28 protein-coding genes and 1 pseudogene are annotated in these 22592 nt (G+C 38.9%); 22 read left to right on the top strand and 7 right to left on the bottom strand.

Going from position 1 to position 22592, the window contains the following annotated elements; genetic code table 11:
* Positions 1–36: 36 nt before the first annotated feature.
* The gene (locus QT716_RS13105) at positions 37–414 is read right to left on the bottom strand and encodes a hypothetical protein (protein WP_317936532.1); all 378 of its coding nucleotides are present in this window, start codon (positions 412–414) and stop codon (positions 37–39) included.
* Positions 415–720: 306 nt separating this feature from the next.
* On the opposite strand from QT716_RS13105, the gene QT716_RS13100 reads away from it, so the two are divergent.
* Complete coding sequence (locus QT716_RS13100; RefSeq protein WP_317936531.1) at positions 721–1176, top strand: DUF4362 domain-containing protein; 456 nt, start codon at positions 721–723, stop codon at positions 1174–1176.
* A 95-nt stretch (positions 1177–1271) separates the two neighbouring features.
* Here QT716_RS13100 and QT716_RS13095 read toward each other — a convergent pair whose 3' ends face one another.
* Complete coding sequence (locus QT716_RS13095) at positions 1272–2414, bottom strand: glycosyl hydrolase family 18 protein (protein ID WP_317936530.1); 1143 nt, start codon at positions 2412–2414, stop codon at positions 1272–1274.
* A 239-nt stretch (positions 2415–2653) separates the two neighbouring features.
* On the opposite strand from QT716_RS13095, the gene QT716_RS13090 reads away from it, so the two are divergent.
* The 6 genes from QT716_RS13090 to QT716_RS13065 all read left to right on the top strand — a co-directional run bounded on the left by QT716_RS13090 (position 2654) and on the right by QT716_RS13065 (position 7272).
* The gene (locus tag QT716_RS13090; protein ID WP_317936529.1) at positions 2654–3646 is read left to right on the top strand and encodes a DUF3885 domain-containing protein; all 993 of its coding nucleotides are present in this window, start codon (positions 2654–2656) and stop codon (positions 3644–3646) included.
* Positions 3647–3802: 156 nt separating this feature from the next.
* Positions 3803–4093 carry a hypothetical protein gene (locus QT716_RS13085; protein ID WP_317936528.1) on the top strand — a complete coding sequence of 97 codons (291 nt, stop codon included), beginning with the start codon at positions 3803–3805 and terminating at the stop codon, positions 4091–4093.
* Between the two features lie 505 nt (positions 4094–4598).
* Positions 4599–5312, top strand: a complete 714-nt coding sequence (locus QT716_RS13080) for a hypothetical protein (protein ID WP_317936527.1) — start codon at positions 4599–4601, stop codon at positions 5310–5312.
* A gap of 346 nt (positions 5313–5658) precedes the next feature.
* On the top strand, positions 5659–6180 hold the full coding sequence (locus QT716_RS13075) for a DNA-binding protein (protein ID WP_317936526.1): 522 nt from the start codon (positions 5659–5661) through the stop codon (positions 6178–6180).
* Positions 6181–6354: 174 nt separating this feature from the next.
* Positions 6355–6840 (top strand): hypothetical protein, encoded by a 486-nt coding sequence (locus QT716_RS13070; protein WP_317936524.1) that lies wholly within the window; start codon positions 6355–6357, stop codon positions 6838–6840.
* A 48-nt stretch (positions 6841–6888) separates the two neighbouring features.
* Positions 6889–7272 carry a hypothetical protein gene (locus tag QT716_RS13065; protein WP_317936523.1) on the top strand — a complete coding sequence of 128 codons (384 nt, stop codon included), beginning with the start codon at positions 6889–6891 and terminating at the stop codon, positions 7270–7272.
* 48 nt (positions 7273–7320) lie between these two features.
* Here QT716_RS13065 and QT716_RS13060 read toward each other — a convergent pair whose 3' ends face one another.
* From QT716_RS13060 to QT716_RS13050, 3 genes and pseudogenes are all read right to left on the bottom strand, one after another.
* Positions 7321–7758 (bottom strand): hypothetical protein, encoded by a 438-nt coding sequence (locus tag QT716_RS13060; protein WP_317936522.1) that lies wholly within the window; start codon positions 7756–7758, stop codon positions 7321–7323.
* Positions 7759–8050: 292 nt separating this feature from the next.
* A complete protein-coding gene (locus QT716_RS13055; protein WP_398293483.1) occupies positions 8051–8767 on the bottom strand; it encodes a hypothetical protein in 717 nt (238 codons plus the stop codon).
* Between the two features lie 54 nt (positions 8768–8821).
* Positions 8822–9210, bottom strand: a pseudogene (locus QT716_RS13050) (replication initiation protein); the annotation flags it as partial.
* Positions 9211–10181: 971 nt separating this feature from the next.
* Here QT716_RS13050 and QT716_RS13045 point away from each other — a divergent pair.
* The gene (locus QT716_RS13045) at positions 10182–10601 is read left to right on the top strand and encodes a hypothetical protein (protein ID WP_317936520.1); all 420 of its coding nucleotides are present in this window, start codon (positions 10182–10184) and stop codon (positions 10599–10601) included.
* 219 nt (positions 10602–10820) lie between these two features.
* Here the strand turns inward: QT716_RS13045 and mazF are convergent, their stop codons facing one another.
* Entirely contained in the window at positions 10821–11147 is a 327-nt protein-coding gene (mazF, locus tag QT716_RS13040) for an endoribonuclease MazF (protein WP_317936519.1), read from the bottom strand.
* Positions 11147–11425, bottom strand: coding sequence for an AbrB/MazE/SpoVT family DNA-binding domain-containing protein (locus QT716_RS13035; protein ID WP_317936518.1), 279 nt, complete (start codon positions 11423–11425; stop codon positions 11147–11149). Before QT716_RS13035 ends, mazF begins: the two co-directional genes overlap by 1 nt.
* 232 nt (positions 11426–11657) lie before the next feature.
* Between QT716_RS13035 and QT716_RS13030 the strand changes: the two genes are divergently transcribed.
* From QT716_RS13030 to QT716_RS12965, 14 genes are all read left to right on the top strand, one after another.
* Complete coding sequence (locus QT716_RS13030; protein WP_317936541.1) at positions 11658–12089, top strand: SMI1/KNR4 family protein; 432 nt, start codon at positions 11658–11660, stop codon at positions 12087–12089.
* A gap of 74 nt (positions 12090–12163) precedes the next feature.
* The gene (locus QT716_RS13025; protein WP_317936517.1) at positions 12164–12367 is read left to right on the top strand and encodes a hypothetical protein; all 204 of its coding nucleotides are present in this window, start codon (positions 12164–12166) and stop codon (positions 12365–12367) included.
* Between the two features lie 124 nt (positions 12368–12491).
* Positions 12492–12920, top strand: coding sequence for a hypothetical protein (locus QT716_RS13020; protein ID WP_317936516.1), 429 nt, complete (start codon positions 12492–12494; stop codon positions 12918–12920).
* Between the two features lie 362 nt (positions 12921–13282).
* The gene (locus QT716_RS13015) at positions 13283–13732 is read left to right on the top strand and encodes a hypothetical protein (RefSeq protein ID WP_317936515.1); all 450 of its coding nucleotides are present in this window, start codon (positions 13283–13285) and stop codon (positions 13730–13732) included.
* Positions 13733–13813: 81 nt separating this feature from the next.
* A complete protein-coding gene (locus QT716_RS13010) occupies positions 13814–14134 on the top strand; it encodes a hypothetical protein (RefSeq protein ID WP_317936514.1) in 321 nt (106 codons plus the stop codon).
* A 65-nt stretch (positions 14135–14199) separates the two neighbouring features.
* Positions 14200–15090, top strand: coding sequence for an SDR family NAD(P)-dependent oxidoreductase (locus QT716_RS13005; protein WP_317936513.1), 891 nt, complete (start codon positions 14200–14202; stop codon positions 15088–15090).
* Positions 15077–16630 carry an AMP-binding protein gene (locus QT716_RS13000; RefSeq protein ID WP_317936512.1) on the top strand — a complete coding sequence of 518 codons (1554 nt, stop codon included), beginning with the start codon at positions 15077–15079 and terminating at the stop codon, positions 16628–16630. The genes QT716_RS13005 and QT716_RS13000 overlap by 14 nt, the downstream gene beginning before the upstream one ends.
* Positions 16631–16812: 182 nt before the next feature.
* Complete coding sequence (locus QT716_RS12995; protein ID WP_317936511.1) at positions 16813–16971, top strand: hypothetical protein; 159 nt, start codon at positions 16813–16815, stop codon at positions 16969–16971.
* 193 nt (positions 16972–17164) lie between these two features.
* Positions 17165–17365 (top strand): cold-shock protein, encoded by a 201-nt coding sequence (locus tag QT716_RS12990; protein WP_317936510.1) that lies wholly within the window; start codon positions 17165–17167, stop codon positions 17363–17365.
* A gap of 211 nt (positions 17366–17576) precedes the next feature.
* Positions 17577–18161 carry a helix-turn-helix domain-containing protein gene (locus QT716_RS12985; RefSeq protein WP_317936509.1) on the top strand — a complete coding sequence of 195 codons (585 nt, stop codon included), beginning with the start codon at positions 17577–17579 and terminating at the stop codon, positions 18159–18161.
* Positions 18162–18265: 104 nt separating this feature from the next.
* Positions 18266–19468: a hypothetical protein gene (locus QT716_RS12980; protein ID WP_317936507.1), complete on the top strand. Its 1203-nt coding sequence runs from the start codon at positions 18266–18268 to the stop codon at positions 19466–19468.
* Positions 19469–19674: 206 nt separating this feature from the next.
* Complete coding sequence (locus QT716_RS12975; protein WP_317936506.1) at positions 19675–20814, top strand: YibE/F family protein; 1140 nt, start codon at positions 19675–19677, stop codon at positions 20812–20814.
* Positions 20811–21584, top strand: coding sequence for a YibE/F family protein (locus QT716_RS12970; RefSeq protein ID WP_317936505.1), 774 nt, complete (start codon positions 20811–20813; stop codon positions 21582–21584). Before QT716_RS12975 ends, QT716_RS12970 begins: the two co-directional genes overlap by 4 nt.
* A 241-nt stretch (positions 21585–21825) precedes the next feature.
* Positions 21826–22512, top strand: a complete 687-nt coding sequence (locus QT716_RS12965) for a DUF3885 domain-containing protein (RefSeq protein WP_317936504.1) — start codon at positions 21826–21828, stop codon at positions 22510–22512.
* Positions 22513–22592 lie beyond the last annotated feature (80 nt).

Raw genomic sequence — 22592 nt, 5'->3', positions numbered from 1 at the left:
TCTGTTCAAAAGATAATATTCTCTTCCTGCCCTTTTTTATGAATTCCAAAATGAACCCCTCCCGTGACAGTATGTTCCCACAACTATAACATCTCTTATGTCCATTTTAAGGGGGGCGACTACAATGACCCACACTTGCGACTGGTTTGTGAAAAATTGGACAAACGGACTGCTGATTGTTTTCCCGGATGACACCAATATATTGAGCACTTGGACGCAAATCATTGTATAAAAGGCAAGTGCTGCAGTGACAGTGTCGTAGACGTTCCACCTCAGATAGACGGTTGTCTGTTCGAAATCGATTTTACGATTTTTCCGGATGATGTATTTACGATCGAACGGAATCAGGATGGCAAGGATGGCAAGAAGCATTACCGCTGTAACGACCATTGAAATGATAAATCCAATTCCCATTTTTCATCATCCTTTCTGCTGTTTCTTTCTTATAGACTATACAATTGGTAAGATGGAAAGGTTCAAAAGAATTTCAAACTTTTTTGAGTTGAAAGGAAGGCTTGTGTGACATACAGTTCAGACACTACTCTGGATCGACCCTATGATGAACACTGTCACCGGATAAAAGAGTAGATACGGTATCTTTACGTTTGCATAATAGCGGGGTATTAATCAACTAATTATAACGGAATTTTCATGAGATAAAACAGCGGACTGATGCATAAAGTGAAGTTGAAGCAATCATTACGCCGAGGGAGGGATCTAATGAAAAAAAGCCTAGTTATACTTATATTTGTTGGGACATACCTGTTAGCTGCTTGTTCGTATGATAGTGAAAAAGCGTTGGAAAATGGAGATGTGATTAATATGAATGGTCCTGTTTACAACTTTGAACGCTTTGAACAATTTTTAGGAAGTGTCGAAGCGGAAGAGTCTGCTGCTGTACGGATCTCCAATTTTACGCTGGAGGGAAATCCGACATTGTATAATTTAACATTTGACGGGACACGTTTCGATATTGAAATTGACAGCTCAAAAAATAAAAATCGTGGAGACCATCCTGCTAAAATGAAGATGTCCTGTACGGACCTTGTGTCAGAGGAAGGTCAGCAATTAGTCACGTATACACTAGAAGGATGCCAGCAAGGTGACACTTCCGACTCCTTCAATCTATTGAACGTCTTAAAAGAGGATGAGCATGATCACGACGATGGGTTTTAAAAGGAAAAGAAGCTTGCACGAGTTAAATAGATGAAGATAAAAAAGCCAGAACTCCATTGGATTCGTCATACAATGGGGTCCTGGCTTTTTTAAATTTACAGTCTCTTCCGTATCGTAAAGTTGTCTTCTAGCAACAGCCAATTTTGCGGGAATGGATAGCCCAATACCCAGTAGCTGATGCCGCGGAGCTTATATTGTTTCACCAGATCGAATTTCGCCTGGGCGCTGCGGGCGTCTTCGAACCAGACTTCATGGGTGCGTCCGGCCGTATCGGTATACCGGTAAAACGGAGATTGCGCAACTGGATCGTATTGAATGGCGACTTGGTGCTGGACGGCTCGGCGGACGGCTTCTTGTTGGCTGAATGTTTCCGCTTCCTGTCCTTGTACGAAAGGCAGGACCCAATCGCGTGCGTAAATCTGGAACCCGAATAGGATCTTGTCTCTTGGGATGACAGTGACCGCGTAATCCAGCACTTTCTTGATTTCATTTAGCGGTGAAATCGCTTGGGCGGGGCCTTTCCGATATCCCCATTCATATGTCATCAGCACAACGAAATCCACAATCTTGCCGTGCGCTTCATAATCATGGGCTTCGTAGAGCAATCCTTTTTGCTCGCTGCTCGTTTTAGGCGCGAGTGCTGAGGATACAAAATACCCTTCCGGATGCAAACGATCGACTGCCAGCTGCAGGAATTGGTTGTAGTGTTCCCGGTCAGCAGGACGCACATTCTCGAAATCGATGTTCAGTCCTTGATACCCTTTTTCCTTCATGACTGCGAGTATATTTGTAATGGATTTCTCCTGAAGTTCCGGGCTGGATAGAATGGTGTGCGCCAGGCTCGTTCCAGCGGATGTGGAACTGAAATTTGTGACCGCAAGAACAGGGACGATCCGTTCGGCTGACGCGGATTTCAGCATTTCCGTGTCATCGAGAGTCGTTAACGTGCCATCTTCTTTCAGACTATACACAAATGGCATCCAATAGGTTAAGTAACGGCCGACTTCCTGGATTTCCCGCGCACCTGTTTCTCCCGCGTTGATGGTATAGGCATTTACGTCAATGACCGGTTTTGGAGTTGTTGTATTGGACACAGTCGGAATGACAAGAGCCTGGCCGACCACTAACGCATTTGGATTTTCTAATTGGTTTGCCGCTGCGATTTGGTTAACGGTCACTCCGTATTGCTGTGCGATTGTCCACAAGGTCTCTCCTTGTTTAACAGTATGAATTTGCAATCTGCTTCTCCCCTCGTTTTTCATCTCTTATAGGGTATTCTTTACAGCGCCGGGATGTCATCATTTTTCGACTTCTGAATAATTGAAAAAAGAAGCGTCTTTCAAAAATGGAAATGTTATACTTATGTAGAACCTTCCTTCTGGGTATCTAAACGGCGCAGAAAGTTAAAATAGAGTTGGTAAGAAGAAATTGCAAGCAGACTGAGAAGACATAGAAATTATAAGAATGAGGTATTCCAATGAAAGAACACGTATTGCAGTACATAGAAAGTAATTTCCCAGACTTATCGAGCGATTTGTATTTAAGGTTTGAATTGGGGGACCCATATGGAAACGGAACGGATGAACGGATCAATCAAGTCGTTACAAGAGTGAACACGCTATTCGAAGAGTTTTTCAAGCTGGATGATTCTGTATATCTATATATTAAAGACTGGGGTGAATCAGAGGATGTTATGTTTGGAAATACTACACCAGCCTATCTGTATGAATTATTAAGTCATCAGAAGATAGAGGAAAAGACGATGTACGATATCGAAGAAGATGTTGACGAGGTAACGGGGAAACCTATCGAAATCAGAAATGAATACAACGTGAAATTTGTTTGCTCTGAAGTAAGATCTGTCGGTTATAAAGAGATATTGGAAGGCATAGGGAATTATGAACAAGGAAGAGATCCGTCTATCGGCCAATCTGTCTATTTCATCAACATGGAAAAGAACTTGATTTTTCATATGTATGATGATCGCGGATGTGACGTGTTCAGTTTAACGAAAGAGCCACTTTTACCTATATACGAGACGTATAGTAAATGGATATTAGATTATAACCGTGTTGAAATCGACAACGCTCTTGAAGTAGGATTGTTTAACATTCATGAAACTGCAGCAGAAACAGCAAAACGGCTTAAAATCAACAACCTCAAAGTTGAAGAAACCAAGATTAACTTATATGAGAACAATACATGTCACATTACTCATTCTCTGGCAATCCCGAATGGCTATGCAGAAGAATGCATTCACGAGCTATCCGGAACCGGATTTACGATTGCTGGCGGAGGCAGTGATAACGCGTGTACGACAATCCAGGCTATGAAAACAGAGGCGCTGGCGCTCATCGATTATCAAACGGAGCTGATGTCTTTGTATGCTAAGAAATATAAGGGGGAGTATCATGGGTGGTCAGCCAAAAGAGCGACTAGTCAGGATGCACTTTCTATAAAAAAAGAGTAAGCGTATATGTGCTTTTGTGAGAAACAAAGTACTGTTGTTTGTGGAAGCAGGATTGTGCTATAAATGAGGTATTTTGTATAATAATTGATCCCATCCATTTTAAGTTCCAAACCACTTTTAAATAACAAGAAATGATTTTATCGGGGGGGAGATTTTATGAAAACGAAGCATCATTCTTGGAAAAGTTATGTGTTTTTAACTGTTAGCGTAATAGTTACGATACTTATGATTTTATTAGACCCCATTGCAGTAGCCACAAAAGAAAAGCTGACAGGGCTTATAATTCTTCTTATATTGATAGGTAACGTCGTGTCGATCTTAATGGGTATTTTAACATTTACATATAAGTACGAACGGAAATGGATTCCTAGTATAGCTGCCATATTCACTTTCTTTAATGTAGGTGTAATGATTTTCTTTTTCTGGTTTGGTGCAAACTTTGCGTGAGTAAAAAATATTCTTCAAACGGGCCATTTTGAATAACAAACCGATCGATATACATTGCTGGGTGGTGATAGTCATGTACGAAGTAAAAGACTCTCGTTTTTTTATTTTTGATACTACATTTTTAATTGTTATTAGTATTCTTGTTGTATTGATTATAGCTGGATTCTTCTTTTTCAGAGCTAAAAGGAAAAAGTGAAAAAACTATATGCAGTCTTCGTTAATTGGGCACGTTAGTTGAATAAAAGAGATACAGAAGATACGAGAGATTATTCTCGTGTCTCTTTCGTTCGCTGAAGCGGACGATCGGCGAAAGCCGAAATAGCCCTCGGCAGAGCACACCTTTATTTGGAAGTGGTACCGAAAAAGGCATAGTATTTCGCCTGAATAATGGGAGTATTTGAAAAGAAAAAGTGTTTTCATATGTTTGAAACAAATGTATTAATTTCATTTGCTTTGCTTTATTATTGGATAAGTTAGGTAAAATATGTATTGGGGGGAATTGGAAATGAATAAAAAAATGTATTTATTGTTTTTGTCTTGTCTTTTAGTTTTACCATTCATTTTTTCACACACTAATGTAAGCGCAAAATCTGAAGATGAATTTCCGACTTTAGAAGAAGCTTCACAAGTATTGACGTCAGAGGATAAAGAAGTATATGCATCTATGACTGACGACGAAAAAAGTGAAAAGGAAATTTTCATTGCTGAAAAGTACGATGAAGGCTCTATTTTATCTGAAGAAGATACTATATTTTTATTAAACCAAGCCAGAAACGTAAAGAATAACCCGGGCATAGAGTTATATAATGGCAGCAGTTCTAAGGCCGTAAATAAAGCCTTAAGTAAATATGGAACTAAGGTTACTTTAACAGGGACTATGTATCAAAATATAGCTACGGTAGTTGGCACGTCTACTTTTAGAGGGAATTTAACATTAACTGCAAATTCGGGTGCATTGAAAAAAGTTGCCTTGGCTAGACATCATTCAGCATACGGGGTTGTTGGATGGAGTGGGAAGCTACCTACTGTAGGTCGTGTCTATAAGGGATCTGTTAGTATGTCCAAGAGTAGTAGTTTAAATACAACGCGAATGGATAAGACAACGAAATATTCATCTATACTACCTTCATATACGACTATGTATAGTCAAGCAACTGTAACTACTGCAAAGGGAGATCAATATACAGTTACAACGCCTTCGTGGAGTAGGGCACAATGATTAATTTACTAATTACGTTAGGTATTTCAGCATTAGTTATCTTTGGCGTTATTGCAGTAATACTATTAATTGTAAAAAAAATTAAAAAGAAATAAAAACACGCCGATGAGGCGTGTTTTTATTTCTTTTCGTTTTACTGGCTTGGCGTGAGCCAACCACACGACAAACTTTTGAAAGCATTTCGGCAGATGGATTGGGGAATAAAATTTGCAACCGTTGCGGAAAAGTAAAAAGGTGAAAATTTCATTCTTGCACTTGAATTGAGGGAAAAAGGGTGTCAAGTCTGGCGTTTTAGAAGGTTTTGAATGGCTTTTCTAGAACTGAATGACGAGGTGAAATAAACGCTATGGAAAACGAGTTTGGGTATTTCTCAAAAGATGTTGCGATTGAATTAGAGATCACGACTTCCACGCTTAGACGGTGGTCCATCGAATTGGAGAAACAAGGGTACTCATTTCAGCGCAACGAAAAAGAGCAGCGTATCTATTACGAGCGCGATTTTAAAGCGTTCAGAGAACTGAAGAAACTTCTCGCCAATTTAGTACCATTCGCAGACTCCATAAATGCAGTCGCGACAAGGAATTTTGAGAACGAAAACGCTCAAAAGATGCCTAGCGTTTATTCCGAAACCATGCGTTTATCAAAGCGTGAAGTAGAGGATATTGTGAAAAAGGCAATTGAAGATGAGAGGGAAATCCTTCTCGACGCATTGGAGAAAAGAATGAGCGACACGATTGAAATGCGTGATCAATTATTAACGCAACAATTGCGTGAAACGATAGACGAAAGTCAAAAACAACTTGCAGCTGCTTCACACCAGGAAGAAAAAAAGGCGTGGTGGAAACGGTTATTCAAAAAAGAACAGTAGAGTTGTAAATGATTTTTTAAATGGTTTGACCAATACCATATACACACACAGCAAAAGCCCTCAGAAGCTCTTAAAAGCTTCTGAGGGCTTTTCAAATATATTCCTTACCTCTGAATCTCCTGTATCTGATCTATGTATCTAAAATCGCTTGTACGGCTTTCTAATGAACAACCCATGCTGAAATACAAAATCACAAAGTTAAAACGGAGTGCCCATCTATACGCAGTGATTTTTTCTAGGAAAATCACTGCGTATATTGGGTTTCCTGCAGGGGCTAAAAAAATAGTGATCCAAGAGAATCTCAAAGATAAAAAACAGACCTTGCCCCTTTTAAAAAAGTGGCAAACTCCCATTCGCCATTGGGCGTATTCCAACGTGGTTGGAATGCCAAAACAGGGTCGAAATAATTTCTCGTATCAACTTCTTAAATTCCCTTCACTTCGTTTCGGTCAGACATTTACCGTTGACACTTCCCCAGATTTCATCTCTCGCAACGTGGAAATAATGAGTACGGCAAGCTACGGGAGTGTGGTCACACTCCCCCAAAACGAGGTTTTTGTCTTGATAGGAATCCTTACTACCTTTCCATTTAAGTTACTTAAATGGTTGTCGCTTTGCTCGATATTCACCAAAAACAAATATGATGACATGAATATTTGACGGGATAGAGCATATTTTAAGTAATGGTATTTTTGATGGGAGGATTATATGAAGAGATTAAAACTAAAATATATTTTATCGATTTTTTTATTATCTGCAGCAGTGATTTTTGCTTTTCACAGTCATTTGTCTTCTGCTAAGTACTCCGATCAGAATAAAAATCTATCGGCTAACGATATTGCTAATGATATTGTAGAAAGAATAAATGAAATGGAATTAACAATTCAAATTGAAAATGAATTAAAGAAGAAAGGTTACCAACCAGCGGGGCTTGTATCGTATCAAATATACTCACCTGATGAACAATACGTAGTAATCTCTTTAGAGAAAAAAGATCAGATAAATGAAACCATAAAAAAAGATATTCAAAAAATAGTAGATAGTGTTTCAAAGGAAAATAATTTTAATTCATTTGTAGTTGACTTAAAATAAGAAAAAAACTAGTTATCTGTTTCGGAGATAACCAGTTTCTTATTTTGTTCAATCTTCTATTACTACACGAACAGAGTCGCTGCTAATATTTTGTGACTTTAATCTTAAATAAAGATTTACCTTTCCATTGCTGTTGACGTAAGGTCTAATATCGATCTTTGGTAGACAATCATAAACACTTGGCTTATTGCTAGTATTAGCAAGGAACATAGTAGGAAGTACAGCTTTTCCTGTGGAGGTAAAGAACTGAAAATTGAAGTTGTTGCGGGCTTCAATTCCAGATATACAAACTCTTATATCTCCTCCGCCTGAAGTAATCGTTGAGGTATTGGTTCCAGAGGATGTTACGGTTATATTACGGTCATAAATCACATCCCATTCACCGGCACCGTAAGTTTCTAATTCATTTGCAAGTGTTGATGTATGAATTGTAAAGGCGAGCAGCAATGTTAAAAAAGTTATCTTGAAACAAAATATCTTCTTCATAAAATCCATCATCCTCTCAGTTTTTTATTCACAACAATCTCTTTCAATGCAAACATTGTGAAGGCCTTCTAATTGATTGAAAGAACTTTTAGATAGAGGGATTGAAGTGTGACAGCGTCACAGTTTAGATCTTGAGAGAAGGAGTACCTTTGCGAAAAACCGTAAAGGGGAAGCAACTCTTCTTTTCCTGCTTTTGAGCTAGGGGAGCGCACTTTTGCTCCCTTGCCTGGAGCCCTCAGTAAATCCTGCACCAATGAAATTCGTATACGGAATACACCAAAAGTTTTAACGCTTAATCTTGTTTATACTTTTTCATGCTCTCCAACTTCTTTAGTAATTCTTGTCGCTTGGTCTCCACTTCAGCATCAAATTCCTTTTCATTTTGCTCGATGTTCTCATCTTTTTCTTTAAACCAATCGGGAATAATTTCTTGTCGGCCATTCACTCTTTTCTTCGTTGGTTGAAGATCTGAGAACGTTGGTCGTTCTCCACGTTCAGAAGCTTCCCATGCTAATTTAATTTGCGATTTTATAAAACCAAGTGGTTTTTGTACCGACTCTTCTACATTCACGTATCTGATAATCAGGGCTAATTCAGATTCAGCCTGTTCACCCCATATGACTACTGCTCCTTGATACATTTGAGAAAAATAATTGGGATCAAACTGATAGAGTTCTTTGTCCGCTAAACTATTTAACCGAATACGTACCTCTTCATTTTCAGGTGCTTTTTTCGGTTGTTCCAGTTTCTTTTTAGGTTCCGGTAGCTTAATTTCTTTCTCCGGAGCGTGCCGAATCGTAAATTCAATTCGTTCAATTTTACGTCCTATTTTGAGTTCCTTAAAACTTATATGAAGATCTGTTTTTTCATTTACTTCTTCGATAGCAGGTAAAAGAGCCTTGCTTTTAAAATTCCCATAAGCTGAATGAGATTTTGCGACAGCCCCTATCCGGGGTTTCAACTCTTCAACTGGACACTCCCATTTTCCGAGATGCTGCCATTTCTTCATCAGTTCATACAATCGTATTGAATAGCCACTTCCTAAAGAAAGAATATTACTTAGCTTGTAAGAGGTGAATTGATTTTTCAACTGTAATAAATATGGCTTTAAATACGGTGAAAATGATAGCACTATTACACCTTCACCTTTTTTATAACGCTGACTAGCAACCCAGTTCGTTGTAACAAAACCATCTGCGTCAGGAATAAATATTGTTTTTCTTGTAATCTTAATGCTACTTCTTTTATTTCTTCGTACTTTGCATGACCTTTCAACCCCAACATCTCACTAAATTCTTGAATCGACACACGATACTCTTTAAAGTCCTTATCATTTGGTTGAATCATAGATACCATAGTAAGAATAATCTTCTGTTCCCTTGCTGATAATGGCTTCACATGACGTGCCTCAATTAAATTGTTCGATTGTGTTACAACATATTTTTCATTCATGTAATTACTCCTCTCTCGTTAAATATTACCGGTATCGTATTAGATACATCTTAAATATAATGGTATCACTTATAAACGTTTATTTAACAATAACTATTACCTATTTATATAAAAAGTAATAGTTAAACCCGAAAAGGTAATAGTTGAACCCGAAAAGGTAATAGTTAGCCCTTGAAAACCCAGTCATACCAAGGGCTCAAATACCCTCTAAATCACTTAAAACAAAGATCTTAAACATTAAGTACTTAAAACAACAACAAACAGGAGCGGTTGGTGGTGTTGGTTAAAAAATCAGGAATATTCATTTCTCTTTTTCTATCAAAAATCAAAGCTAATCTTTTCAAAAAGAGAGTTACTAGAAAAAAGAGCATGTCCAACTCTTAAAGTCTACTAGATATAGCTGTGTAAACTCACAGTAAGCTCATAGAGTGCCTTCGAAATAAAATGTTGGGGTATATGTCATTTTTAGTTGCAATAGGGTTATAAGGCATTTGAGAGGTGTTTTATAAGTTGCACAGGAAATAAGCAAATATAGCCCTATTTATTATCTTAAATGATTGATCGCTTAACTAGAATTTGAGGATTTCCAATATTTTTGGAAAGTTTGGTATAATTAAGTTAATATGCTGGACATCTATGTTAAACAAACGGGGGCATTTCAGTAACATGACCATGTCGCAATAGGACCAGATTATTTAACGAATTTTACTAGATATCAAAAAAACGCTTGAAATACAAAAATACATGTGAAAGAAGATAGATTTGTGGAACACTATGGGAATATTGAATTACGACACTATTGCTTATTAAAATGAGGTGCTGAGTAATTTGGAGACCGTGTTTCTTCTTAATTACGGATGTGATCGGATCACAGTAATATTGAGTTTCTAGTTAAGAAACGCTTATTGCCTTACGCCATAGCAAAGGAAAACAATAAGAATAAAAGAAATTCAAAACATATAACGATTCGTATGATGTTTGACGTGTACGATATAAATTGGGGCAAGCATGTAGACAATAAATACTACTTAGAAGAATTTATTATCAGTGAAGCACATCTTCTTGCATTTGAATATTCTTTTTCAAAATTAAAAGGCAATCAAATTCGATGCCGTCCATATGGCCGTGGACATTATGACCTTACCATCAATGGAAAGGAATACTCAACACGGGTCTATCAAGAGCTCTCAGGCGATAATGAGTTGTTCTTTATTGATGAGGAGGCAATTCATAATATATGTCTAAGAAAACAAAACCATAAGCTTCCAAGTGAACTCCAATGGCTAATGTTACCTAAAGATATAGAAACAGCTGAAAGAGAATCCACCATTAAAAATTGGATAAATACAGTGCTTAATTTTATAGGTGAACCAACAATGACAGGAAAGTAGTTGTTCCGATGAAGGGTCTAATAAAAATCTTTAAGCATTCGGGGGCATTAGTTGTATAATCGGCTGCCCTTACATGGCAGTTTTTCTTGTTGAGTGATTGATTTAAATACTTTCGAATCTAACACAATCTAGATATGTTAGATTTATGAAAAGCCGCTCTTTTATAACATCAATTACCAAACGAACTAGCAAAAAAGCCTTTCTATTAGGAAAGGCTTTTCATAAAAAAGTATGTATTAGAGATAAGCAATCATCGGTAGTTTCTTGCGGTGCTTTGTCTTTTACTTGAAAATTGCGAGCTCTCCAGTCTAAACTCTTAACCTGATCTGTCAAAACAACTCCCGAAATAGCCAAGCCGGATGGCAAGGCTACTTCAAAAGGATAACCTTTGATTTGGTTCGTGATTGGACAAATGACTGCAAATCCTGTTACATCGTTAAACGTTTGTGGCGATAGGACAATTCCAGGTCGATGACCAGCCTGTTCGTGTCCTGCTTGTGGGTTGAATTGAGCATAAACTAAATCGCCTCGTTCAGGTACTGTCATTAAATTGATTCATTCCCTTCTATTCCAAAATTAATTTCTGCATGACGATTTTCGGGTGTGATTTCCGCTAATAATTCTTCCAATTTTGGAACTTTCTTTTTGGGAATTAATGAAATTTCTCGATCGTTCACTACATTTAATTCGATTACGGAGCCTTGTTGAATTGCCACTCTTTCAGCAAATGCACTAGGAATACGAACTGCCAAACTGTTTCCCCATTTTTGAACGGTAGTTTCAACTGTCATGGTTTTCACTCCCTTTTCATTTTCTGATTTCATTATATCACCTCAATTCTATCGTGTATACACATAGTATATACACGGAGTGATGAATTGATACTCAATATTGCAAAAAAACAAAAATGGTTAAGTATCTCGTCCAGTCTATTTAATAACACTTAGACAACGAAAAAGAGATGTTTTTAGTCTTGGACAGGATAGCTTAAGAAGGTTTTTGAAGGAGAAACAAGAAATAATATGTAAAAAGAATTTAAGGGGATGGTATTTATTTATGAATGATGTAATCGATCGAATTGAAACAAGTAAACCTGGGGTTACGGATGTACATATAAAATCAGCAGAAGAACAATTAGGTGTTGTTTTCCCAAAACAATATAAAGATCTTTTTAAAGTAACTAACAATGCTCAGATTGGTGAATGGTCTCTATTTCCTATTAAAGATCCCCAAAGTTTAAAGAGAACTTGGGATGATATTGTAAGACAAAATCAAGATGCGAAAGATGAGAGAATGGCAGTTGATTTATTATCTATTGGTGAAGATGGTACAGGAGACAAATTATGTTTTCGAATTGTTGATAATATAATGGATAATAAAATTTATATTTGGTATCACGAAACGGAAGAAGTTGAGGAAGTAGCTTCTAACCTAAAGGAATTTATTGTATCCAATTCTGAATTTGAAGATGAGATTGATGAAGAGTAGTAAAGAGATTATTAGTTATTCAAGAAAAGGGCCAATTTGTTTGAGAAGTGCCTTTAAGATTGGAGTTGGTTGTTTTGGAAAATGAACAATCCTCAAAATTAGATAAATGGAGAGGGCAATACGGAGCTTTAGTTATTGCGTTCACTTGTTTAATTGTTTTAATTAATGGTTGGGGGAATAATTGGGTTCTTACAGGTGTTTTAGGATTGGGTGTTTTTGTATGTGGAACAATTGGTTTCTTTGATTTAAAGCGGGGAATTTATAATAAAAGTAAATGATTTTATCTTTTTTATTTCTGTTAACGGGGGCATTTCATTAACAAAGATTTGCTCTTTTTCAGAAAAAGGACCATATAAAAATATGAGTGCTAATGGAGATGAGGTAAATTAAATGCGGTTACCCGTGTATATTACAGGTTTAGCAAATCACAATATCGATTTAAAGAAGATGGATGGAACCTTGTTTAAAAAGGTGGGATATGAAATTGCAAGGAAACTTCATGGTGAAGTAATTGAGTTTATCCCACCCAGGTATCCATTGAATTATTTTCGCTTAGATATAAAGATCAATGAAAACATAATGTCCATTTTACTTCATGAATATTTCCCCTATGTTGCCATTGCTACATATGAAAATGAACTTCAAATCCATTATTTGGATCCGGAAGATTTAGTAAACATATTGAGACCCTACTATACAGTTTTAGAAAAGAACTTCCTAAACGAACCCTTTGATCCCAATTCTCATGACTTAGCAGAAATCGAATTGAAAAATGAGAAACATTGGAGTCCGAATACAAACGGGGAAGTTATTTTTAATTATTGGGATTAGAATATTTTGGATCGTATTTTCTGAAGGAAAGTTGTGCACTTAAAGGGTTGTTTTATAGCATTAGAAGATGGAGAGCAAAATAAATCCAACATCTTGCGCTAGTACAATTAACTTAGTAGATATCGTATGTACACTGTTTTCCCTCAGTTTCATTGTGCTAATTACGGTCTTGATTGTTTTATTGACAGTCTTCACTTTTCTAATTATAAAATAGCCTGCTTATACATGTCTGAAAATGCAGAAAACTTCGTGTGAGCAGAATCGTCCTAAAAGTGAACGGGCAGCACTTCATATTGTAAAATCCATGTAAAAGGATCTGTCCTTTACTGTGATGACGCAACTCAACAAAGGGGGAGATGTGCGTGAAATACGTAATCGTGCTGATGGTGCTTCTATCCTCAGTCGTTTTGTATAACTTTTACAAAATCAATGAAAGCCATGCAATTCATAGCTCTGTTCAACAGGAGATCGAACGGAACGATTATGTGGATTTCAGTGCACTTGTGGAAGGGGATTGGGACACTATAATTCTAGTGACGCCTTACACAAGCAAAGCCGAACTGAAAGAGAAGTATGGAATAGCTGTGAATCGTATCAGCAACTTTTCAATAGAATACCTAGATGACCGGATGCTTGTTGTATTCTGTCAGGGCAAACGCATTCAAGACTATATGTATTGGACTGGCCGTTTATCATTAAGCAAAGGTGAACAACTCTATGAAACGACTCGAATTAAAAGAGAGGATGCCCAGTTCAAAATTGATGAAACTCACCCTGCTAGCATGCCCTTGAACTTAATTCAGGTAAACTAATAATTACTCATGTCTTGGTGGCCATTCAACGAGAGAAGGATGGCGGTGCAGTGCTGTATCTTTAATCTAGGAGGAGTGCATATGGAAGTTAAACAAAATGGAAAGCCTTTTGGAAAAAGAATTGGATTAGGTCTTGCTAGTTTGGTTGTTCTATTCTACCTGTTGCATTCGACACCGAATGTGGCAGTTCGAACGTACGTATTTTTCATAGGGCATCCAGTAGCAGCAGTCACTTCCGGTATTGAACCAGATGAGTATCCGAGAGAGCACAATAGAATGCACACTCAATCCTATTCTCTCAAAAACCCACCGACAGAAAAAGCTACAGGCAGTGAATTGAAAAATTATCAGGTTAGGAAACAGGGGATTCTATATTTCGCAAAGTTTTATAGCGGAATATAGAAAGTGTGAAATGGACCATGTGGTGATCCGCGGGTTAAATAATCTGCAGTTGAAAAGGAAGAGACATGATGAGTTTAGAAAAAGAACCACCTGCTGTTCATGCTTATAACTTAATTGAAAAAGTTTTATTTCAGCCCACTCATTTCAATAGGAAGAAACTGCAACAGGAACTGAGCGGTAAAACGATACTCATCACAGGGGCAAGTTCAGGCATTGGCGAACAAGTAGCCTATATGCTGAAAGATCTGCCTGTCCATTTAATTTTAGTTGCTCGGCGTGAGGAAAACTTGCGTTACATAAAAAACGAAATTGAAAAAGCAGAAGCTGCAGTCACGATCTATAAAGCGGATTTACGAATAGACGATGACTTAAACGTAGTCGTGCAGCTCATTCGTGCATTACCTGAAGGGCTTGACGTGGTCATTAGCAATGCCGGACTATCCATCAATCGATCGATTCATCAGTCATTGGACCGGGTTCATGATTTTACACGAACGATGGCCATTAACTATTTTGCCCCTGTCAAACTGCTGTTAGCGCTCATTCCGTTATTGGAAAAAAGCCAAGGGCAGATCGTCAACGTCTCAACAATCAATTCTTTACTCATCCCCATTCCGAATTGGGCGGCTTATCAAGCTTCGAAAACCGCTTTTGATACATGGTTCCGTTCAGTCGCAATCGAATTGAAGGCGAGTTGCGTCGATACCACTTCAATCTACCTTCCGCTCGTTAAGACTGATATGATCCGACCCACTGCTGCTTATGATCGCATGCCCGCTATGTGTCCGAACCATGTTGCGGAAATCATCTGCAAGTCTTTGTACACCAAAAGAAAAAAGTATAGACCATGGTGGCTTCTATTCGGTCAACTGGCATCGATTGTATGTAGAGGGGGGCTTGAAAGAGTCATGACAAAAGTAAATGAGAGAAAAGGGGATCCGCGTGCAGGTTCTTAATTTCGTTCAACTTCTATTCAAAATGTATTTGCTTTCTCCGAAAAGAATTGTTCGACTCGTGACTGCTATTCGAAAGCACGGCATTAACATCATGATTCTGCTCCAACTTTCCGAAAGAGTGTATGGAAATAAGATTGCGTTGACTGACGATGAGGAGTCAATCAGTTATAAGCAGTTGCGGATTCAATGTGAAACTCTCGCAATGAACCTTCAGCAGGAATTCGAATTAGATGAGGATAAAAAAGTAGCGTTTCTTTGCCGGAATCATATCTCATTCGTCAAAGCGATTTTTTCGGTTTCTCGATTAGGATCAGATGTCTTCCTATTAAATGCAGAAATGAGCTTGAGTCAATTTAATGAATTAGCAGCGAAGCATCAATTCGATCTGCTCATTTATGATGAAGGATTAATGGACTTAGTGGAAATTTCTACTTTTGATAAGAAGAAAATTGTGTGTGATCGTAATAGTATAAACTCCATTCATCAGTTGAGTCATAAAAAGAACCATGTGGCGTGTAAACTGAAAAGAACATCCGCGAGTAAAATTATTCTGCTGACGGGAGGCACAACGGGGAAGCCTAAGAAAGTTGTCCATCAGCCTTCGCTTATGAATTATGTCAATCCGTTCTTAACGTTGTTAACTAAGCTAAAGCTGCTGCGGAAAGAGAATATGCTAATCGCAACACCCATTTATCATGGATACGGGATTGCAATTTTGCTGTCGTTTATCGGTTTAGGGAAAACTGTTTTTCTTAATAGAAGGTTTTCCGCTGAACACGTATGCGAACAGATCCGCATTCATCAAATTGAAGCGGTTACTGTCGTTCCGTTAATGATCGATAAGATGATGGACCATAATGCTGAGGATTTAAAATCGCTCACTTGTATCGCCTCAGGAGGTGCGTCCATAAATCCAAAATTGGTTGTCGAAGTGACCACGAAACTAGGTGACGTGCTATTTAACTTATATGGAACGTCTGAATCCGGTTTGAATTGCATTGCAGCTCCAGAAGATCTACATGCAAATAAACAGACAATCGGTAAGGCAATTACTGGAGTGCACTTAAAAATACTCGATGAAAATGGAAACAAAGTGAAAAATGGGCAAGTAGGTCAATTTTTCATTAAAACCAGGTGGTCGATGAAAAATAATGTGAATGCATGGATTGCTACAGGAGATTTGGGTTATACAGATCACCTTGGATTGTTCTATTTGTGCGGAAGAACGGATGACATGATTGTGTCTGGCGGCGAAAATGTCTATCCCGTTCAATTGGAACAGCTGCTTATCAATCATCATTTAATAAAAGATGTTGCTGTCATAGGCATAGACGATGAGCTGTTTGGTCAAAGACTATGCGCCTTTGTGGAACCGGAAACTGACGGACTAACAAGCAAAGACATTCTGGACTGGCTGGGAAGCAGGGCTGCTAGATATCAGATCCCTAAGGAAATTATTTTTATGGACACCATCCCTTATACGTCTGTCGGTAAGCAGGACAAGAAGAATTTGAAGGTTGAAGTGAAAGACTGTGTCTAAATTCAGGCTCTGCTATGCACTATATTATTAAGATTTACTGGCAGGGCTTTTCAGTGAAGCGTGAAGGTGCGATAATGGAACAGCTAAGGAATATGTGCATGTGAACAATCCTTATGATTCATGATGGACTGATTCGATGAACTATAGATTCTTTATATAAATAGGTAAAAGAGGTGAAGAAGTTGGGGAAATATCAATTGGATTACAAAGGGCTGAAGGCTGTGTCAAAGTATCATGAAAAATTAAAGCCTGAAAAGTTTGATAAAAAGCAACAGCTTGAAAAAATTCGTACGGAGTATTTGGAGAAAAAGCAAAAACAAAAAGATAAACCGTCTGAATGAAAATTACTTGTTATAAAGTAATTAAAAATAACTTTGTTGAATTATTTGCTTTTTTTTTATATAGGTGTTATATTTAATGAGTATTATCTTTGTTCTTTTCAAATTGAGAAAAAGATTTTGTTTTTCGTCTAAGGTATTTGAGCAAGTATAGTAACAGATTGTGTGGAGATCCACACATTAGGAGGCAATAATTATGGAACAAGGTACAGTTAAATGGTTTAATGCAGAAAAAGGTTTTGGATTCATCGAGCGTGAAGCAGGGGATGACGTATTCGTACACTTCTCAGCAATTCAAAGCGACGGTTTCAAATCTTTAGACGAAGGTCAAAGTGTAACATTTGAAATTGAGCAAGGACAACGTGGCCTACAAGCTACTAACGTTCAAAAAAACTAATTACTGCTTAAAAGCGATCCTACTTGTAGGGTCGTTTTTTTATGCGGAAAAACACACCTCGTGAACCAAGATGCCACGATGTCTCTATGCAGTTGTGTAAAAGGGAATTGATTTGAAAATAGTGCTTAAATAGCGGACTCTACGGAGCGTTGGTTGTGTATAAAACTAACCAGAGAGTAAGATGATTCTATCAGGAAGGAGAGGGCATGCCATGGATTATGAAAAAGTGGGACACGTCATTTTAACGTTGCGGAAGGAAAAAGGGTGGACGCAGAAAGAGTTGGCGGATCGCCTGCATCTGTCGGATCGGACCGTTTCGAAATGGGAACGGGGGGCAGGGTGTCCGGATGTTTCGTTATTGACCGAGTTATCGGCCCTTCTTGGTGCGAATATCGAAGAAATTCTGGATGGCGACCTAAACGCCAACGACTTTGTAGGAGGCAATATGAAAAAATCGAATTATTTTGTATGCGACGCGTGTGGAAATATAGCATTTAATACTGGAAATGCATCTGTATCTTGCTGCGGCAGGAAACTGGCGCCGTTAGAAGCGAAGAAAGCATCAGACGACCATCTGCTTAACACGGAGCTTATAGATGGGGAACTGTATGTTTCAAGTGATCATATAATGAGTAAGGATCATTACATTTCTTTCTTGGCATTTGCAACAGGCGACCAAGTTCTGGTCATCAAGCAGTTTCCTGAATGGGCGCTGCAAGCACGGATTGCGAATCGCAAACATGGGATGCTGTTATCGTATTGCACCGAGCATGGCTTGTTTTACCAACATGTATAACTAGTAACAAGGTTCAAAAAGGATGCTTATCGGCTGATAGGTTACCCCTTTTTGAATCTTTTTTTGCTTGAATGCCGTATTCTATTTATAAAGGAGGCGACATCATGCAAATTCCAACAACTTTGCCATCCTTGGCTGCAGCCGATTTGTCGACTTACTGGCCTGGTTTCCAAGCAGTTGCCTATGCCGTTTATGATGATGAATCTGTCTACTTGTTCAACCATCCGAACTATCCTCAAGAACTGTATACACAATTGCCCTGGAGTGAGGCGTTTGTCGGGAACACGCTCATTCAGTTTCACGACTATCCGACGGCGATAGTAAGACGTGCAGATTGCGCGGATGATGTGGAGCTTGTGGCGGTGATGGTTCATGAACTGTTTCATGGTTACCAAAACTTGCAGGGAGAATTACGTTTTCCCGATGAGGTGCAAGGTGTTTTGTATCCGCTTGATACAGAAAACGCAGCGCTCCGTGCGTTGGAAAGATATTATTTATACCACGCAGTTTTGCCTACGGACAAAATGGCGAGAGATCGTCATCTGCGTCAATTCATTGTTTATCGTCAAAAGCGAATGGCTGCGTTAGGTACAAGTATGCAGTATGAGCTGTTAACGGAGACGTTGGAAGGACCGGCATTTTACGTAGAAAGTAAAGTGATGATGGAGCATAGTGATTTGTTGGATGTTGAAATCGTCCGGAACTATGGGGAAGGCTTGCTGGATAAAGAAGACACAGTGCGTCATATTCGTAAAAGCTGTTATAGCTCAGGGGTATTCCTTTGTTATGTGCTCGATCGAATTCGTCCAAATTGGCAAGAGGAACTATTTGCGTCGGATGTCACGCTTTACTCGTTGGTACAACAATCAGTTGAGTTCAGAGAGGACACGGTAATAGAACCGGTAGAGCCGCTTGAAGTGAGTGACGAATTGCTCGAGATATTATCTCGTGTGAAAGCGGAACGGGCAGCAGCCTTTGCTGAAGCAGAACAGTCAGCGGCTGCGAAGTTAACTATTAATGGAGACTTCAAGATTGTCGGTTTCGATCCGATGAATATCGTTCTTGGACACCAGCGGGCGTTGCACAACCGCTTTATTCGCGTGGAAATCTTAGGGAGTCCTTATCTTTTCCGCCGGCCAGTTATTGCGGAGTATAGAACGGATTTATTCCGATCACCTCAATTAACCCTATTGCTGGATGAACAGCCGGAAGTACGAGAAGATGGAGTTTTTGTTCCTGGTATTGGTGAATTGCCTGGACGATATGAAGCGGACACATTCACATTGACTGTTACTGACAATAAATAATCGAGTGCTGCGAGGGAAATAAATAATCAGACAAAAGGACGCGCTAATAAATTGCGTCCTTTTGTGTTGTTTTTACCGCAATTGTTTAATAGGGGATAAAGGGTGTGTCATGCGCAGACACCATCCGAGATGGTAAGATGTAGGCAATTGCCTAGTTAACGCACATTTGAAAAGCAGCGCAGATCATAGCGTTGGAAGGTGGTCCTATGAGTAGAAATATCATGAAGTTCAGGAAAATGAGAGCAACGACTATATGGCTATACAGTGTTTTAGTTCTATGCTGTATCGGGTCAATCATCTTCGTAACCCATAACTATTCGTTGTATGAACGGCCGATTGCTAAAGTGACTTCTGTGGAAGTAACGGAGCGGACAAAAGCAACGGATGTACATAATAATGAGGACGAACTAGTATCTCAGCAGTTGGTTGCAGTGTTGCAGAATGGGAAGAACAAAGGACAGAGTATTGAACTGTCCAATATGTATTCTACAACGGGCGCATATGACCAGCAGTATCACGTAAATAATGAGTTGTTTGTATCTATCAATGAACAAGACGGGGACACAAGCAAGTTATCGGGTGAAGTAATCGATGTAAAACGGGACCGCTATATAGTAGCTATTGCTTGGATTTTCGTTTTTACATTGCTGATTATCGGACGGAAGAAAGGACTTCTTTCGCTAGCGAGCTTTGCGTTAAATGTAATGATTCTCTCGTTTGCGCTCGATTTGTATATTCATGATTTTTCTTCAAGTTTGTTAGGAATTGCAAGTATATGCATTTTGCTGTTTGCGTCGACATCGTTGCTGCTTATTAATGGGTTCACACAAAAGACGTATGCGGCAATTGGAGCAACACTAATTGGCACGTTCGTTTCGCTCGGAATTGCCTCTTTAGTCATTTGGCTGACGTCCGGCAGCGGTCTGCACTATGAAGAGATGCAATTCTTATCCAGACCCTACCAATCAGTGTTTCTCGCTGGCCTTTTCATTGGCTCACTTGGAGCAATCATGGACGTCGCAATTACGATATCGTCCTCACTGTTTGCTTTATATGAACGAAATCCCGATATCACAGACAGTGAATTGCGTGCTTCCGGTGTAGACATCGGAAAAGATATTATGGGAACTATCACAAGTATTTTGCTGCTTGCGTATATGAGTGGTTCACTTCCAATCCTAATTCTCTATTTGAAAAATGCCGCGCCGCTAGGATTTACGTTATCCATTAACCTCTCACTCGAAGTCGCCCGTGCATTAGCAGGAGGAATTGGTGTGGTGTTAACAATTCCGATTGTGCTGCAGACGGTCTTATTTTTCATTAGACGAAGGAGGGCGGCATCATGAATGCATTAGTTATACTCGCAATCATCCTGTTGCTGTCTATGTTGTTTGTCGGAGGGAGGACAGGGCTGCGTTCTTTTGCTGCGTTGTTTCTCAATTTCGGTGTGCTGTTTCTTATGTTATTTTTCATGACGAATCCAGAAGTTAATCCAATAGTTGTTACGTTTGGTGCGAGTATTTTAGTTGGCTGCATCAGTTTGTTTTTTACGAACGAAGTGAATAGTAAAACGGTTCTTGCGTTTGTTTCAACATTGCTGGTTACTGGATGTATGTTACTTTTCATCATCTACTTCTCTGAGACGATGATGATCCAGGGATTCGGTGAGGAAGAGGCTGACTCACTAAGTGGACTGTCTCTGTATATTGGGGTCGACTTCATGAAAGTGGGGGCGTCGGTCATTATCGTCAGTACAATTGGCGCGATTTTGGATGTGGCGATTTCAATTACGTCTTCCATCCACGAGCTGAACAAGCACAATTCGATGCTGCGCACGAAGGAGTTGGCATCAGCCGGGATGCATGTAGGAAGAGATATATTAGGAGCGGACGCGAATACGTTGTTTTTTGCATTCTTCGGCGGTCATTTGGCATTGCTTTTATGGTTTAAAGATTTGCAGTATTCGATTGGGGATATCGTCAATTCCAAAGTATTTAGTTCAGAATTGCTTCTCATTCTCTGTGCTGGCATTGGGGTGGCTCTTGTGATTCCGATCGCTTCCTGGATGAGTGCCTGGTATTTAGTGAAGGACCTCAGTACGAAAAGAAATAACTAAGAGGATAAAGAAGAATTAAATAGTAGGCAATCTAGCCACGCTATGCTCTATCAGACTTCATACAAAAAATTCAATTGGAAATAAAATCATGATTATCTTTTGAGAATCTGGGTAAATATTGTATTGGGTATATCGGAGACTCTTAAGTAAATTGAGGATTTACGAAACGTTTCATTGCCTAATATAAACCAATGCTACTTGTTGAGATTGAAGTGTCCATAAACGTGTGGCAGGCTGTTAGATGGAAAGAAGGATGACTGTTATAGAAACGTTAGAAAAGTACTTACTCCAACATTTTAAAGAAGACTTATTTCAACAACCTTTGTTTACTACTTGGGAGAAGGCGCTGCGATTTGAAATAGCGGAGCCTGCAGCTAAAATGACGGATGCTGATGTGCTGAAACAAACTGTAGAACGTGCGGTTACGTTGTTCGAGGAAGTATTTCGTGAAGAAGACGATTTACTTGTTGTAGCTCAGGTCTATACAAAGAAAGGGCATAACTTTCTTGAAAGGCGACCGCTCACAACTTATCGGACATTCGTCAAAAACCAAGAGACACTTGCTAATCTTAGGTATGTTGAAATACCGGAGAGCCCCCATCAAAATGGAGATACTATGGTTACCCATCGTTTTCTGCAGCCGGGTAGAAAAAAAGACATTGAATATCATCTTCTGATGGAACTAAAATGTACGGAAGATATCAGAATGCCATTGACTGGGCTGAAAAAAGTCCCTAATAGCAGATATGAAGTGTTTGTTATTAACTTGTCACGAAACATAATCTTTAACCATTATAGTGAGTTTGGTTGCGATATAATTGCTGCTGATATAGAGCAACTGCGCTTTTTGTATGACACGTATAATGAATGGATTGAGGATGCAAACCGTGAACGAATGGACGCCATGTTTTTGGAAGCGGGAGCGTAACAGCTGCCGAATTTATAAGAAGAAAAAAGTCTGAGTGCCAAACGCTATTTAGTGTTGGCGCTCAGGCTTTTACTATTATT

Origin of the sequence: Sporosarcina aquimarina, assembly GCF_033253705.1 — a bacterium.
Classification (GTDB): Bacteria; Bacillota; Bacilli; order Bacillales_A; family Planococcaceae; genus Sporosarcina; species Sporosarcina aquimarina.
Note: the sequence above shows the minus strand (reverse complement) of the source record. Positions and strands in the feature narration are given on the sequence as shown.

Excerpts from the sequence above, each read along its gene's own strand:
- QT716_RS12980 (WP_317936507.1), top strand. The coding sequence starts at position 18,266 with ATGCAAATTCCAACAACTTTGCCATCCTTGGCTGCAGCCGATTTGTCG.
- QT716_RS13065 (WP_317936523.1), top strand. The coding sequence starts at position 6,889 with ATGAAGAGATTAAAACTAAAATATATTTTATCGATTTTTTTATTATCT.
- QT716_RS13080 (WP_317936527.1), top strand. The coding sequence starts at position 4,599 with ATGAATAAAAAAATGTATTTATTGTTTTTGTCTTGTCTTTTAGTTTTA.
- QT716_RS13075 (WP_317936526.1), top strand. The coding sequence starts at position 5,659 with ATGGAAAACGAGTTTGGGTATTTCTCAAAAGATGTTGCGATTGAATTA.
- QT716_RS12990 (WP_317936510.1), top strand. The coding sequence starts at position 17,165 with ATGGAACAAGGTACAGTTAAATGGTTTAATGCAGAAAAAGGTTTTGGA.
- QT716_RS13005 (WP_317936513.1), top strand. The coding sequence starts at position 14,200 with ATGATGAGTTTAGAAAAAGAACCACCTGCTGTTCATGCTTATAACTTA.
- QT716_RS13030 (WP_317936541.1), top strand. The coding sequence starts at position 11,658 with ATGAATGATGTAATCGATCGAATTGAAACAAGTAAACCTGGGGTTACG.
- QT716_RS12965 (WP_317936504.1), top strand. The coding sequence starts at position 21,826 with ATGGAAAGAAGGATGACTGTTATAGAAACGTTAGAAAAGTACTTACTC.
- QT716_RS13035 (WP_317936518.1), bottom strand. The coding sequence starts at position 11,425 with ATGAAATCAGAAAATGAAAAGGGAGTGAAAACCATGACAGTTGAAACT.
- QT716_RS13100 (WP_317936531.1), top strand. The coding sequence starts at position 721 with ATGAAAAAAAGCCTAGTTATACTTATATTTGTTGGGACATACCTGTTA.
- QT716_RS13085 (WP_317936528.1), top strand. The coding sequence starts at position 3,803 with ATGAAAACGAAGCATCATTCTTGGAAAAGTTATGTGTTTTTAACTGTT.
- mazF (WP_317936519.1), bottom strand. The coding sequence starts at position 11,147 with ATGACAGTACCTGAACGAGGCGATTTAGTTTATGCTCAATTCAACCCA.
- QT716_RS12985 (WP_317936509.1), top strand. The coding sequence starts at position 17,577 with ATGGATTATGAAAAAGTGGGACACGTCATTTTAACGTTGCGGAAGGAA.
- QT716_RS13070 (WP_317936524.1), top strand. The coding sequence starts at position 6,355 with ATGCTGAAATACAAAATCACAAAGTTAAAACGGAGTGCCCATCTATAC.
- QT716_RS13045 (WP_317936520.1), top strand. The coding sequence starts at position 10,182 with ATGATGTTTGACGTGTACGATATAAATTGGGGCAAGCATGTAGACAAT.
- QT716_RS13010 (WP_317936514.1), top strand. The coding sequence starts at position 13,814 with ATGGAAGTTAAACAAAATGGAAAGCCTTTTGGAAAAAGAATTGGATTA.
- QT716_RS13105 (WP_317936532.1), bottom strand. The coding sequence starts at position 414 with ATGGGAATTGGATTTATCATTTCAATGGTCGTTACAGCGGTAATGCTT.
- QT716_RS13055 (WP_398293483.1), bottom strand. The coding sequence starts at position 8,767 with ATGAAGAAATGGCAGCATCTCGGAAAATGGGAGTGTCCAGTTGAAGAG.
- QT716_RS13090 (WP_317936529.1), top strand. The coding sequence starts at position 2,654 with ATGAAAGAACACGTATTGCAGTACATAGAAAGTAATTTCCCAGACTTA.
- QT716_RS12975 (WP_317936506.1), top strand. The coding sequence starts at position 19,675 with ATGAGTAGAAATATCATGAAGTTCAGGAAAATGAGAGCAACGACTATA.
- QT716_RS13060 (WP_317936522.1), bottom strand. The coding sequence starts at position 7,758 with ATGAAGAAGATATTTTGTTTCAAGATAACTTTTTTAACATTGCTGCTC.
- QT716_RS12970 (WP_317936505.1), top strand. The coding sequence starts at position 20,811 with ATGAATGCATTAGTTATACTCGCAATCATCCTGTTGCTGTCTATGTTG.